The sequence below is a fragment of the Thalassobius vesicularis genome (assembly GCF_004799325.1).
GTDB classification, from domain to species: Bacteria; Pseudomonadota; Alphaproteobacteria; order Rhodobacterales; family Rhodobacteraceae; genus Thalassobius; species Thalassobius vesicularis.
The window spans coordinates 182735-197188 of sequence record NZ_SSMD01000005.1; the positions used below are offsets into that span (position 1 = coordinate 182735).

Here is a 14454-nt window from a genome sequence, read left to right on the forward strand (position 1 = left end):
GAGTAATGGAAACCGTCATCCTCTTTGCTCCGCTTGTGGGCGCGCTGATTGCCGGCTTCGGCTGGCGTCTGATCGGCGAGAAGGGCGCGCAATACGTCACCACCGGCCTGCTGTTCCTGGCCTGTGCGCTGTCGTGGGTCATCTTCCTTGGCCTGGACGCAAGCACCGTCAAACACATCCACATCCTGGACTATATCCAGTCCGGCGCGCTCAGCACTGAATGGTCGATCCGTCTGGACCGTCTGACCGCGATCATGCTGATCGTCGTGACCTCGGTCTCGGCGCTGGTGCACCTGTATTCGTTCGGCTACATGGCCCATGACGACAACTGGGGCCACCACGAGCATTACAAGGCGCGCTTCTTCGCGTACCTGTCGTTCTTCACCTTCGCCATGCTGATGCTGGTCACCTCGGACAACCTGGTGCAGATGTTCTTCGGCTGGGAAGGCGTTGGCGTGGCTTCGTACCTGCTGATCGGCTTCTACTACAAGAAACCCAGCGCGAACGCGGCGGCCATCAAGGCATTCGTCGTCAACCGTGTGGGTGACTTCGGCTTTGCCCTGGGCATCTTCGGCCTGTTCTTCCTGACCGACAGCATCAGCTTTGACGTGATCTTTGGTTCGGCCTCGAAACTGGCGGAAACCCAGATCAGCTTCCTGTGGACCGAGTGGAACGCGGCGAACCTGCTGGCCTTCCTGCTGTTCGTCGGCGCGATGGGTAAATCGGCACAGCTGTTCCTGCACACCTGGCTGCCCGACGCGATGGAAGGCCCGACCCCCGTGTCGGCGCTGATCCACGCCGCAACCATGGTGACCGCAGGTGTGTTCCTGGTCTGCCGCATGTCGCCGCTGATGGAATACGCGCCCGAGGCAACCGCCTTCATCACCTTCCTGGGGGCCACCACGGCGTTTGTCGCGGCCACCATCGGTCTGGTGCAGAACGACATCAAACGCGTGATCGCCTATTCGACCATGTCGCAGCTGGGCTACATGTTCGTGGCTGCTGGCGTCGGCGTCTACTCGGTCGCGATGTTCCACCTGTTCACGCACGCCTTCTTCAAGGCCATGCTGTTCCTGGGCGCCGGTTCGGTGATCCACGGCATGCACCACGAACAAGACATGCGGAACTACGGCGGTCTGCGTAAAAAGCTGCCCTATACCTTCCTGGCGATGCTGCTGGGGACGCTGGCCATCACCGGCGTTGGTATCCCGCTGACCCATATCGGTTTCGCCGGCTTCCTGTCGAAAGACGCCGTGATCGAGAGCGCCTGGGCAGGTACCGCAGGGGGTTATGCCTTCTGGATGCTGGTCGTCGCCGCACTGTTCACCTCGTTCTACTCGTGGCGCCTGATGTTCCTGACCTTCTGGGGCACTCCGCGCGGCGACAAGCACACGCATGAGCACGCGCATGAAAGCCCGATGGTCATGCTGGTGCCGCTGGGCGTGCTGGCTCTGGGTGCCGTGTTCTCGGGGATGATCTGGTACAACAGCTTCTTCGGTGACCATAACAAGGTGAACGAATTCTTCGGGATCCCGGCCCATGCCGAGGCTGCCGCAGAAGGCCACGGTGCCGCTGCTGACACCCATGCCGCTGCCCCGGCCGCACATGGCGAAGCAACCACCCATGCCGCAGCAGAGCCTGCCGCGGCGGATCACGGGATGGCCCCGCAGGGCGCGATCTTCATGCACCCCGACAACACCGTCATGAACGACGCGCACCATGCCCCGACCTGGGTCAAGATCAGCCCGTTCATCGCGATGATCGTCGGTCTGCTGGTCGCAATCTGGTTCTATATCGTGAACCCGGAGATGCCCAAGCGCCTGGCCGAAACCCAGCGTCCGCTGTACCTGTTCCTGCTGAACAAGTGGTACTTCGACGAGATCTACGACTTCATCTTCGTGCAGCCCGCAAAGGCAATCGGCCGCTTCCTGTGGAAGAAAGGTGACACCAATGTCATCGACGGCACGATCAACGGTGTCGCGATGGGGATCATCCCCTTCTTCACCCGCCTCGCTGGCCGCGCGCAGTCCGGTTACATCTTTACCTATGCCTTTGCCATGGTGATCGGCATCGCCGTCCTGATCACCTGGATGACGCTCACCGGAGGGGCGGAATAATGGATAACCTTCTTTCCATCGTCACCTTCATCCCCGCGCTGGCGGCCGCCATTCTGGCGATCTTCCTGCGAGGCGAGGATGCCGCGGCGCAACGCAACGCCAAATACTCGGCGCTGCTGGCAACCGGTATCACCTTTCTGGTGTCGCTGTTCATCCTGGCGCAGTTCAACCCCGCCGACACGGGCTTCCAGTTCGTGGAAGAGCGCGAGTGGCTGCTGGGCCTGAAATACAAGATGGGCGTGGATGGCATCTCGGTTCTGTTCGTGATGCTGACCACCTTCATGATGCCGCTGGTGATCTGGGCCAGCTGGGGCGTTGAAAAGCGCGTGAAGGAATACATGATCGCCTTCCTGCTGCTGGAAACGCTGATGCTGGGCGTGTTCATGGCGCTGGACCTGGTGCTGTTCTACCTGTTCTTCGAAGCAGGCCTGATCCCCATGTTCCTGATCATCGGGATCTGGGGCGGTGCGAACCGCATCTACGCCTCGTTCAAGTTCTTCCTCTACACCTTCCTGGGCTCGGTCCTGATGCTGGTGGCGATGGTTGCGATGTATGCGGATGCCGGCACCACCGACATTCCCACGCTGATGCACCACACCTTTGCATCGGAAAGCTTCTCGGTGCTGGGCATCCACGTCGTTGGCGGCCTGCAGACGCTGCTGTTCCTGGCCTTCTTCGCCTCGTTCGCGGTGAAGATGCCGATGTGGCCGGTGCACACCTGGTTGCCTGACGCGCACGTTCAGGCACCGACCGCCGGTTCGGTCGTTCTGGCCGCGATCCTGCTGAAGATGGGCGGCTACGGCTTCCTGCGCTTCTCGCTGCCGATGTTCCCCATCGGGGCAGACGTGCTGACCCCGCTGGTGTTCTGGATGTCGGCAATCGCCATCGTCTACACCTCGCTGGTCGCACTGGTGCAGGAAGACATGAAAAAGCTGATCGCCTACTCGTCGGTTGCGCACATGGGCTACGTGACCATGGGTATCTTTGCTGCCAACCAGCAGGGTATCGACGGCGCGATCTTCCAGATGATCAGCCACGGCTTCATCTCGGGCGCGTTGTTCCTTTGCGTCGGCGTGATTTATGACCGTATGCACACCCGCGAGATCGACGCCTATGGCGGTCTGGTCAACCGGATGCCCGCCTACGCGCTGATCTTCATGTTCTTCACCATGGCGAACGTCGGCCTGCCGGGCACCTCGGGCTTCATCGGTGAATTCCTGACGCTGATGGGCGCATTCAAGGCCAACACCTGGGTGGCGGCTGTGGCGACCTCGGGCGTGATCTTCTCGGCGGGTTATGCGCTGTGGCTGTACCGCCGCGTCGTGTTCGGCGACCTGATCAAGGAAAGCCTGAAAACCATCACCGACATGACCGCGCGCGAAAAGGCAATCTTTGCCCCGCTGGTCGTCATGACCCTGCTGCTGGGTGTCTACCCCGCACTGGTCACCGACATCATCGGCCCCTCGGTCGAGGCGCTGGTCCACAACTATGACATGGCACTTGCGGAGGGTCACACCGCCACGCAAGTCGCCGCATCGCACTGAAACGGGAGCCCTGAGAGATGATCCAGGCTGATCTGAACATTATCCTGCCCGAAATCCTGCTGTCGGTTTACGCGATGCTGGCACTGCTGCTGGCCGTCTACACCGGCAAGGATCGCATGGCCGCCCTGCTGACCTGGGCGACCGCTGCGGTGCTGATCGTTGTGGCCGCATGGATCGGGCTGAACGGGGCGGGGGACAATGTCGCCTTCAGCGGCTTGTTCCACGATGACGCGTTCGCTCGTTTCGCCAAGGTCGTGATCCTGCTGGGCGGCGCCGCCGTTCTGGTCATGAGCCAGGAATACATGTCGCGCCGCGGCCTGCTGCGGTTCGAGTATCCGGTGCTGGTCGTGCTGGCCACCGTCGGCATGATGGTCATGGTGTCCGCCGCTGACCTGATGACCCTGTACATGGGTCTGGAACTGCAGTCGCTGTCGCTTTACGTCGTTGCTGCCCTGCGCCGCGACAGCGCCAAGTCGACCGAAGCCGGCATGAAATACTTCGTGCTGGGCGCACTGTCCTCGGGTCTGCTGCTGTACGGCTCCTCGCTGGTTTACGGCTTTGCCGGCACCACCCAGTTCTCGGGCATCATCACTGCCGCTGGCGAAGGCCACGCCTCGCTGGGTCTGCTGTTCGGTCTGGTCTTCGTGATGTCGGGCCTGGCGTTCAAGATCTCGGCCGTGCCCTTCCACATGTGGACCCCGGACGTCTACGAAGGTTCGCCGACCCCGGTCACCGCCTTCTTCGCCACCGCGCCGAAAATGGCTGCGATGGGTCTGTTCGCCCGCGTGCTGCATGACGCCTTTGGTGGCGTGACCGCCGACTGGCAGCAGATCATCTCGCTGCTGGCGCTGCTGTCGATGTATGTCGGTGCCGTCGCTGCGATCGGTCAGACCAACATCAAGCGTCTGATGGCCTATTCGTCGATCGCCCACATGGGCTATGCGATGATGGGTCTGGCCGCTGGCACCGCCTTTGGCGTGCAGTCGCTGCTGATCTACATGGCGATCTACGTGACCATGAACGTCGGCACCTTCGCCTTCATCCTGTCGATGGAGCGTGATGGCCAGCCCGTCACCGACATCAAGGCGCTGAACCTTTACGCCAAGCGCGAGCCCGCCAAGGCGCTGGCCGTGCTGGTGCTGATGTTCAGCCTGGCCGGTGTGCCGCCGATGGTTGGCTTCTTCGGTAAGTTCTACGTGCTGAAAGCTGCCTACGATGCCGGTCTGATCTGGCTGGCGGTGCTGGGTGTCGTCGCTTCGGTCATCGGTGCGTTCTACTACCTGCGCATCGTGTTCTACATGTACTTCGGCAACGAGGGCGAGGCGCTGGACAAGAACCGTTCGCCGATCCTGTACGGCTTCCTGATGGCTTCGGCTGCGGTGATGCTGTTCGGTGTGGTCAACCTGTTCGGCATCGAGGCGCCCGCCGCTGCGGCTGCCGCGACGCTGGTCAACTGATTGACTCGACGGATAAAACCTTTGGGTGACGCGCCTTGTGCGCGTCACTTTGCTTTTGCGAACCGGGGATGCCTGACATGACCGATTGGCCCGAAGGCTACGGCCGCCGCGTGCTGGCCACCGTCGACAGCACCAACGCCGAGGCCGCGCGCATCGCGCCCTCGCTCAGCGGGCCCGAATGGATTCTGGGCTTGCGCCAGACCGCCGGACGTGGCCGCCGGGGCCGTGCCTGGACCGACCCGCAGGGCAATTTTGCAGGCACCCTGGTGATGCGCCCGGCAGAAACCCCCGACCGGATCGCGCTGCGCTCTTTCGTAGCGTCTCTGGCGCTCTATGACGCCGTGGTCGCCGCAACCGGGCGCGAGGATCTGCTGGCCCTGAAATGGCCCAACGATGTACTGCTGAACGGCGGCAAGCTGGCCGGCATCCTGCTGGAAAGCGCGGGCAACGGTGCGGGCGTCAGCCACATCGCCATCGGGATCGGCGTCAATCTCGCCACCTCTCCGGATGTTGCGCAGGTCGAACCCGGCGCCACCCGCCCGGTCAGCCTGTTCGGCGAAACCGGCATCCGCATCACGCCCGAGGCGTTCCTTGACCTGCTGGCCCCCGCCTATGCCCGGCACGAGGACACGTTCCGAACCTACGGCTTTGCCCCCATCCGGCAACTCTGGCTGTCCCGTGCGGCGCGCCTGGGGCAGGTGATCACCGCCAGAACCATGCGTCAGGAAACCACCGGAACCTTCGAGACGGTGGACGAGACGGGCAATATTGTCCTATCCACCCCCAAGGGGCGGGAGGTCATCCCGGCGGCCGAGATATTTTTCTGAGGGAGACAGGAATGCTTCTGGCTATCGACACTGGCAACACGAATACCGTTTTCTCGATCTGGGACGGCGAGTCCATTCGTTGCACCTTGCGCATCGCCACCAACCACCAGCGCACCGCGGATGAGTATTTCGTCTGGCTGGACCGCCTTTTACAGCACCACAAGATCGACATGGACATCAACGCGGTCATCATCAGCTCGACCGTGCCGCGCGTCGTGTTCAACCTGCGGGTCCTGGCGGATCGCTATTTCAACTGTCGCCCGCTTGTCGTGGGCAAACCCGACTGCCTGCTGCCCAATGCCCCCCGCGTGGACGAGGGTACCCAGGTCGGCCCCGACCGTCTGGTCAACACTGCAGGCGCGTTTGACCGCTACGGCGGCGACCTGATCGTCGTGGATTTCGGCACCGCCACCACCTTTGACGTGGTGGCAGAGGACGGCGCCTATGTCGGCGGCGTCATTGCCCCCGGCGTGAACCTGTCGCTGCAGGCCCTGCACGAAATGGCCGCCGCCCTGCCGCATGTGGACGTCACCAAGCCGCAGCGCGTGATCGGCACCAACACCGTCGCCTGTATGCAAAGCGGTATCTTCTGGGGCTATGTCGGCCTTGTACGCGGCATTTGCGAACATATCCGTGCCGAATATGACCGGCCGATGCGGATCATCTCGACAGGCGGTCTGGCTCCGCTATTTGGTCAGGGGGACACGCTGTTTGACGTGTTCGACGAATATCTCACCATTCATGGCCTGACGGTCATCCATCAATACAACAAGGACCAGGGCAACACATGAGCAAGGATCGACTGATTTACCTCCCTCTCGGCGGCGCGGGGGAGATCGGGATGAACTGCTATGTCTACGGCTACGGCCCCGAGGACGAGGAACGCCTGATCCTCGTCGATCTCGGCGTGGCCTTCCCGGACATGGACACGACCCCCGGCATCGATCTGATCATGCCCGACATCTCGTGGCTGATCGAGCGCCGCAACCGGCTAGAGGCGATCTTCATCACCCACGCGCACGAGGATCACGTCGGCGCGGTCGGGCATCTTTACGAAAAGCTGGGCGCCCCGGTCTATGCCCGCGCTTTCACCGCCAACATCGCGCGCGGCAAGATGGCCGAGTACGGCCTGTCGGATCGCTCGGTTACGACCGTACAACCTTGGCCCGAAACCGTACAAGCGGGCCCGTTCAAGGTCGGTTTCCTGCCGATTTCGCACTCGATTCCCGAAAGCTCGGCGCTGGTGATCGACTCGCCCGAAGGCCGCGTCGTGCATACCGGCGACTTCAAGCTGGACCCCACCCCGATCGTGGGCGAGGGTTTTGATCCCGATCTCTGGGCCTCGGTCGCAGCCCCCGGCGTCAGGGCGCTGATCTGTGATTCCACCAATGTTTTCAATCCCTTCGCAGGCCGTTCCGAGGCCAGCATCGCGGATGAAATCACCAACCTCGTCTCCGAGGCGCCGCACATGGTGGTGGCGACGACCTTCGCCTCCAACGTCGCGCGCGTGAAAACGCTGGCCGAGGCAGGCCAACGCGCCGGCCGCTCGGTCTGCCTGATGGGCCGCGCCATGCGCCGCATGATCCAGGCTGCCATCGAAACCGGCGTCCTGACAGATTTTCCCAATGTTATCAGTCCCGAAGATGCCGCCAGCCTGCCGCGCGAAAACGTCATGCTGCTGGTCACCGGCAGCCAGGGCGAACGCCGCGCCGCCTCTGCCCAGCTGGCCGGGGGCAAGTACAACGGCATCACGCTGAAAGCGGGCGACCTGTTCCTGTTCTCCTCGAAAACCATTCCGGGGAACGAACGCGGCGTGATCCGCATCATGAACCAGTTCTCGGAAATGGGCGTGGACGTGATCGACGACACGCAAGGCCGTTACCACGTCTCGGGCCACGCCAACCGTCCCGACCTGGTGACCATGCACAAGCTGGTGAAACCGCAGATCATCGTGCCGATGCACGGCGAACACCGCCACCTGCGCGAACACGCAAAACTGGCTGAATCCAACGGGTTCCAGTCGATTGTGGCCCCGAACGGAGTGATGGTTTCACTGTCCGGAAAGGGCCCCAAAGTGGCGGGCTACGTCGAAACCGGCCGCACTTATCTGGACGGCCGCTGCCTGATCGGCGCGTTGGACGGCGTTGTGCGCGACCGTATCCGCATGGCGCTGAATGGCCATGTCCTGGTGACGGTCATCATAGATGAAGACGGAAAACCCCTGGGCGAGCCCTGGTGCGAAGTCCGCGGCCTGTCCGAAACCGGCCGCTCGAACGCACCGCTGGTGGACGCGCTTGAGGAAGACCTGGACCAGTTCATGGGCCGCGCCAAAGGCGCCACGCTGCGCGATGACGATAAGCTTGAGGCCGAATTGAAAAAGGTGGTCCGCAAGACTGCGCTTGACGAAATCGGTAAGAAGCCCGAAGTCACCGTGGTGATCAGTCGTCTGATGTAAGAAGGCTGGGGGCGCTGCCCCCGCCGTTTGAAATCTGCGATTTCCAACGACTCCCCCGGGATATTTTCAAAAAGAAGAAGCGCAGCCGTGTTTTCTTCTTTTCCCAAATATCCCGGGGTCTGGGGCAGAGCCCCAGCTGCGAGGAAGCGGCCAAAGGCCGATTTCGAGAAAACCTGCGCGCCCCAACGGGCGCACTATGGGATCGCGTTTAGCCTGCGCGACGCTCGTCGAAGCTGAGCGCGATGAAGCTGGGCAGGTGATCGCCCATGCCCACGACATCGCCGCCGCGGGGTTTGCGGTCGCGCCGATCATTGCGGGGCTGGGACTCGCGCAGTTCGCGTTGTTCGCGGGCCGGGGCCGCAGGTTCCTTGGCTGTTTCCTTGACAGGTTCCTTCGCCTCGACCGGCTTGTCCGCGGACTTTTTCGAGCGCGAGCTGCGCGAGGAGCGTGCCGGTTTCTCGGCGTCCTTCTTGGCTTCCGGCTCGGGCTTGTGGTCCTTCAGCGGGTTTTCCAGACGCGGGATTTCCAGCTTCACCAAGTCCTCGATCGCGGCGAAGTTCTTTTCGTCGCGCGGGGTGCAGATCATCATCGCGGTGCCTTTGCGGCCTGCGCGGCCGGTGCGGCCGATGCGGTGGACGTAATCCTCGGAATGCGAGGGGACGTCGAAGTTGAACACGTGGCTGACATTCGGAATGTCCAGGCCGCGTGCGGCCACGTCCGAGGCGACCAGGAAGCGCAGCGTGCCGTCGCGGAATTCGTCCAGCGTTTTCATGCGGACCTTCTGGTCCAAATCGCCGTGGATCGCGGCCGCGTCATAGCCGTATTTCTTCAGGCTTTTCGCGGTGATATCGACGTCGACCTTGCGGTTGCAGAAGATGATCGCGTTCTTGCAGTTCTCGCCTTCGCTGTCGATCAGCGCGCGCAGCAGGGTGCGTTTTTCCGATGCTTCACGATCTTTGCGCGAGGCTTTGAACATCACCACGCCCTGCGTGATGGTGTCCGAGGTGGTGGCCTGACGGGCGACCTCGATCCGCTCGGGGGCGGACAGGAAGGTGTTGGTGATCCGCTCGATCTCGGGCGCCATCGTGGCCGAGAAGAACAGCGTCTGGCGGGTGAACGGGGTCAGGCTGAAGATCCGCTCGATATCGGGGATGAAGCCCATGTCCAGCATCCGGTCGGCCTCGTCCACCACCATGATCTGCACGCCGGTCAGCAGCAGTTTGCCGCGCTCGAAATGGTCCAGCAGGCGGCCGGGGGTGGCGATCAGCACGTCGACGCCGCGGTCGATCAGCGCGTCCTGTTCCTTGAACGAGACGCCGCCGATCAGCAGGGCCTTGGTCAGTTTCAGGTGCTTGGTGTAGGTGTCGAAGTTTTCGGCCACCTGGGCGGCCAGTTCGCGCGTCGGGCACAGCACTAGCGAACGCGGCATACGGGCGCGGGCGCGGCCCTTGGCCAGCAGCGTGATCATCGGCAGCGTGAAGCTGGCGGTCTTGCCGGTGCCCGTCTGCGCGATGCCCAGAACGTCGCGGCCTTCCAGTGCGGGCGGAATGGCGCCTGCCTGGATCGGGGTCGGCTTTTCATAGCCGGCCTCTTCGATGGCTTTCAGGACTTTGGGATCGAGCTTCAGATCAGAGAATTTTGTCATGTGTATCCGTATTTTACGGACACTTTCAGGCCCGTAGCATCAATGGAAGTCAGGCCGCAAGCGGCCCCTTGGGTCGTGCACTTAGGTCTTCCTGTGGGCGCGGTATAGCTCTAACAGCGGCTTTGGTCAATGCGGCCAGAAGGTTAGCCTTTTTGGCTGTCCGGAAAGTGGTCTTTGCGCTTGCGCGCCAGGTCCAGGGGGTATGACGACAGCAGCCCCTCCTGGTGCAGCCGGTCCAGCAGGGCGGGGGTGGCGGTGCAGACTTCTTCGTAGAACACGCGCAGGCCCGCCTCGCCGCTTTCGTCCAGCAGCGTGCTGAACAGTTGGTGCATCGAGGCGCCGCCCGGACTGGCCGCCCGCAGTTCCGACCGGTACGAGCCCCGGTTCAGCCGGAACCGGAACGCGCGGGCGAAATCCTCCCACGATTTGGCGTGCAGGTGCAGCAGTTCTACCCCGGTCAGTTCCTGTTGGCCGGGGTTCTGCTCGCCATTCAGGATCACGTTGTGGATGCGCGCGTCCAGCCCCGGGATGCCGGTGCGGTAGATCAGCTTGCCCTGCACATGGGACAGGAACCCGCCGTTCAGATGCTCGCCGAACGTGGGGTAGACGCGCAGGGTCTGGCGGTCGCGGGTGGCGCGCTCCAGCGTGAAGCGTTTGAAGTGGGTCAGCAGGCCGGGGGCCGGACTGGCCAGCGCCTCGGAGGGGCGCATCCGCGCGACAAGGCAGTCGTCGGGCAGGGCGGCCAGCAGGTCGGGCAGGGGGGCGGCGGGCCAGATCAGCTCGTCCACGTCGATATGGGCCAGCCAGTCCACATCGGGGGGCAGGGCATAGGCGTGTGCGGCGTTGTCCACCTGCCGGACCTGATGCTTGCCGGGGCGGCGGCCGCGCGCTTGCCAATAGGCGTCATCGCACAACACGGGCCGGATTTTCGGATGCGCGGACAGGCTGTCAAAGGCAGTGCGGTTGTCGTCGTCCAGATAGATGTACAGCCGCTGCGCCCCCAACTCCAGGTGATGCGCGCAGAACGCCTCGATCTCGGCCGTCGGGGCCTTGATCGTGCTGACGATGCCCCAGCTGTTGCCCATGCTCATTCCTCCGATCCGGGCAGTGCGCCGAAGTGGCGGGTCACCTTTGCGTCCAGATCCAGCGGGTAACGCAGCAGCATCCCGTGTTGTTCCAGCGCGGCCACCAGCGCTGGCGAGGCTTCGCACACTTCGGCAAAGAACGCGCGGATGCCGTCGTCGCCGCTATCGTCTTGCAGGAATTGCAGGATGTCCAGCAGGCGCATCTTGTTCTCGTCGGTCTTGCGGTACGACCCGCGCGTCATGCGAAATGCCATGTGGTCGCGGAAGAACGGCCAGTCGGGGGCGTGCGCGTGGCCAAGGCGGATCTGGTCGTCCGTCGCCCGGTTGGCGATCTCGTCCCCGCCCTGAAACGCGCCGTGGATGCCGACGCGGATGCCGTCCAGCCCGCAACGGACAAAGTTCTTGCCTTCGCGGTGGCTGACAAATCCGCCCGGCAGGTGGGCGCCGAAATTGGGATAGATATCCTCCAGCACGCCGCGCTTGTGACCGGCCTGCGCCGGGGTCAGTTTGAACAGCTCATCGCCCTGACTGCCGGCCAGCAATTCAGCCGGAGGCAGGCGCAGCATCGCGTCCGTCACCGGAACGGAGGCCAGCAGTTCGCGCATCGGCACCTGAGGCATCAGGAACTCGTCCACGTCGATATGCGCGATCCAGTGCAGCCCCGGCTGGTAATAGGCCTGCGTCGCCAGATAGGCCTGCCGCATCTGGTGCGCCTTCATCCGAGGCTTTTTCTGCGCCTCCCAGAACGCGCCGTCGCAGGCGATGACGCTGATCTTGTCGTGGCGCGACAGGTACTCGGCCACGCCGGGTTGCGGGTCGTCCAGATACAGCGTGACCCGGTCCGCGCCCAGCTCCAGATGGTGTGCGGCAAACCGCGCGATGTCCAAAAGCGGCGCCTTCACCATCGAGACCGTGCCCCAGCGCAGCCCGTCCGCCCCTTGCGGCAGGGCGGCGGCGGGCACCTTTGCCATCCGTTCCTTGCGGGTGCGCCCCTTGCGGCGGATGCCCTGCGCCTCGCGCGCGGTGCGCATGTGCTGGAAGCGGGCGAACAGCGTGGCGGGGTCTTCGATCAGCAGGGTCAGCAGACGGCGGGCCAGCGGGCGCAACACCTTGTCCTTGCTTGTTTGTTCCCAAAGCGAGGCCAGCATGTTCACGTCCAGCCCGCCATTATCCAGACTGTACGGGTCCATCCGCATCGGCAGTGCAGCGTGGGATTTCTGGCCGTCAAACGGGGTGTCCGGTGACAGGCCGGAAAACAGTCGCTCGGCCTCGTACAGCTTCATCATCCCGAACAGCACCGACAGCGCCTGACCCAGCTTGCGCTGCGCTGCGTTCTGACCGTGGTCGCCAAAGGTGGTGACGGCCGAGACCAGCCAGCGCGGGTCAAGCTCGGCCAGCAGAAACGCGGCCTCCTCGGCCCATAGCCGCACGAACAGCTGCGCGGTGTGGGCGGGCTGTTCCTTGCGGCGCAGGTGGGCGATCAGCAGGCCGTGCAGGTGCAACAGCGCCGGCCGGTCGCCGAATTGCAGCGCCAGTTCGCGGTACTTGCGGGCGTACCCGCTGCGCGAAATCCCCATTTCCGGCGCGTCGGGGTCGATCAGACGGGTTTTCAGCGAGGCCAGCTCCACGTCCAGCGGCGGCAGCGCCTCGTCGTCCTCGGTGCTCAGCGCCTCCTGCCGTTCGGCGGCGCGCTTGAGGATGGCGCGGAAACCGCCGGGAAAGGGGGTGAATCTGTCGTCGCTCATGCCGCGAGAATGGCGCGAGGGCGACACCGCCGCAAGGCCTGCGTCACGGGATCAACGACGCCGCGTCCGGGTGCAGCCGCGGCTGATAGCCCGCCGCCAGCACCTGCACGATCGGCTGCGGTGTCAGGACGGTCACCTCGCCCAAGGGGCGGGCCGTCGCGCTGACATAGCCGCCGGGGGTATAGCGCAGGGCGGCGGTCTCGGTCAGCAGATAGGGCGCGTCGGTCAGCACAAAGGCTCCGGCGGGCAGGGTGTCGGCCTGTGCGCGGTGGCGGATCTGCACGCGCCTGCGATCCACCCTTGCGGCGTGCAGGGTCCGGTCGATGGTCTGGGTGCTGGCCGTGCCGCCAAAGGCCCGGTCCCACGCGGCGCGGAACCGTCCGGCATCGGCGTGGCGGCATTGGTGGCAGGGGCGGTGCCCGGCGGCCAGCGCCACGGCCTCGTCCAGGAAAAACAGCGCGGTCCAGCCGTTGTCCGGCATCGGCCCGTGATAGCGTTCGCGAAAGCTGACCTCGCAGCACACCCAATGCGGATGCCGCCAACGCGCCGTGCCCAGCCGGCCATCCGGCCCGTGCAGGATGCCCCGGTTCCCCGTCAGCGTCCCCCGCCCGGGATGCGAGACGATCTCGCCCGTGGGCAGAACACGGTTTTGCAGCGGGCTCATGACGGCCCCCACAGGCCGGTGTCGCGCAGAAAGGCGTCCAGCTCGGCGGTATAGGCGGGGTGCAGGCCGATCGCCTCGTTGATGGCGCGGTGCGACAGGTCGATCGGCAGCACCCGCGCCACCCCGCCAAGCGCCGTCAGGCTGGTGGCAAAGGTGCGCGCCTGCGGGCAGGGGTTCACGCGCTGGGTCGAGCAGACCAGCAACATCGGTGGGGCCGAGGGCTGCAACCGCGCCAGCGGCGAGACCTGCGTCCAGAACGCGGGGTCGTCCCCGAAGGCCTGCATATACAGCGGCGAGGGCGCGGTGCTCATGATCGTCAGCGGGTCCAGCATCGCCGTGTCCAGCGCGACCGAGGCCAGCCAACCCCGCGCGCCCATCGCCTGCGCCAGCCCCGGATCGGCCGAGATCAGCGCCACCAGATGCGCGCCCGCCGAATGCCCGACCAGCGCCACGCGCTGCGCAGAGCCGCCCCATTCCACCGCATGGTCCTGCACATAGGCCAGCGCGCGCGCCACGTCCTGCGCCTGCTCCAGCGGGTTGGCCTCGGGTAGCAGGCGGTAGTTCACGCTGACCACGATGGCCCCCAGCGCCGTCCAATGCGCGGCCTTGTTGCGCCAGACCGGATCGTTGGCCTTGTCACCAAAGCGCCAGCCGCCGCCATGCACCAGCACGATCACCGGCGCATTCGCGGTGGTCTGGGGCAGGTAGACGTCCAGCTGCTGTTTGGGGTCGGGGCCATAGGGCAGGTCGGCCAGATCGGGCTGCGCGGCCAGCGGCGCGGCGCACAGGGTCAGCGCGGCCAGCACAAGGGCCAGCAGTCGACAATACAGGGATTTGGCAGCGCGCCGGGCAGACATGTCTCTTTCCGATCCATCAGCGGTGGACAGGGTTAATGATCCGAGTCTGTGGCAGAAA

Annotated in this window: 11 protein-coding genes; 6 read left to right on the plus strand and 5 right to left on the minus strand. The window is 64.2% G+C overall.

Going from position 1 to position 14454, the window contains the following annotated elements:
- The first annotated feature begins 5 nt into the window (after nt 1-5).
- The 6 genes from nuoL to E7681_RS11930 all read left to right on the plus strand — a co-directional run bounded on the left by nuoL (nt 6) and on the right by E7681_RS11930 (nt 8400).
- Nucleotides 6-2117, plus strand: coding sequence for an NADH-quinone oxidoreductase subunit L (gene nuoL / locus E7681_RS11905; RefSeq protein ID WP_136339524.1), 2112 nt, complete (start codon nt 6-8; stop codon nt 2115-2117).
- Entirely contained in the window at nt 2117-3661 is a 1545-nt protein-coding gene (locus E7681_RS11910; protein WP_136339525.1) for an NADH-quinone oxidoreductase subunit M, read from the plus strand. Before nuoL ends, E7681_RS11910 begins: the two co-directional genes overlap by 1 nt.
- A 17-nt stretch (nt 3662-3678) precedes the next feature.
- Nucleotides 3679-5118, plus strand: a complete 1440-nt coding sequence (gene nuoN / locus E7681_RS11915; RefSeq protein WP_136339526.1) for an NADH-quinone oxidoreductase subunit NuoN — start codon at nt 3679-3681, stop codon at nt 5116-5118.
- Between the two features lie 77 nt (nt 5119-5195).
- Nucleotides 5196-5945: a biotin--[acetyl-CoA-carboxylase] ligase gene (locus E7681_RS11920; protein WP_211089795.1), complete on the plus strand. Its 750-nt coding sequence runs from the start codon at nt 5196-5198 to the stop codon at nt 5943-5945.
- Nucleotides 5946-5956: 11 nt separating this feature from the next.
- On the plus strand, nt 5957-6736 hold the full coding sequence (locus E7681_RS11925) for a type III pantothenate kinase (protein WP_136339528.1): 780 nt from the start codon (nt 5957-5959) through the stop codon (nt 6734-6736).
- Nucleotides 6733-8400, plus strand: a complete 1668-nt coding sequence (locus tag E7681_RS11930; RefSeq protein WP_136339529.1) for a ribonuclease J — start codon at nt 6733-6735, stop codon at nt 8398-8400. Before E7681_RS11925 ends, E7681_RS11930 begins: the two co-directional genes overlap by 4 nt.
- 208 nt (nt 8401-8608) lie before the next feature.
- On the opposite strand, the gene E7681_RS11935 is transcribed toward E7681_RS11930, so the two are convergent.
- From E7681_RS11935 to E7681_RS11955, 5 genes are all read right to left on the minus strand, one after another.
- Nucleotides 8609-10045, minus strand: coding sequence for a DEAD/DEAH box helicase (locus E7681_RS11935; RefSeq protein ID WP_136339530.1), 1437 nt, complete (start codon nt 10043-10045; stop codon nt 8609-8611).
- A 143-nt stretch (nt 10046-10188) separates the two neighbouring features.
- The gene (locus E7681_RS11940) at nt 10189-11136 is read right to left on the minus strand and encodes a glycosyltransferase family 2 protein (protein ID WP_246032468.1); all 948 of its coding nucleotides are present in this window, start codon (nt 11134-11136) and stop codon (nt 10189-10191) included.
- Complete coding sequence (locus tag E7681_RS11945) at nt 11133-12875, minus strand: glycosyltransferase family 2 protein (protein WP_136339532.1); 1743 nt, start codon at nt 12873-12875, stop codon at nt 11133-11135. The genes E7681_RS11940 and E7681_RS11945 overlap by 4 nt, the downstream gene beginning before the upstream one ends.
- Before the next feature lie 43 nt (nt 12876-12918).
- Nucleotides 12919-13539: a hypothetical protein gene (locus E7681_RS11950; RefSeq protein ID WP_136339533.1), complete on the minus strand. Its 621-nt coding sequence runs from the start codon at nt 13537-13539 to the stop codon at nt 12919-12921.
- Entirely contained in the window at nt 13536-14396 is an 861-nt protein-coding gene (locus E7681_RS11955) for an alpha/beta hydrolase (RefSeq protein WP_136339534.1), read from the minus strand. The genes E7681_RS11950 and E7681_RS11955 overlap by 4 nt, the downstream gene beginning before the upstream one ends.
- Nucleotides 14397-14454: the final 58 nt, after the last annotated feature.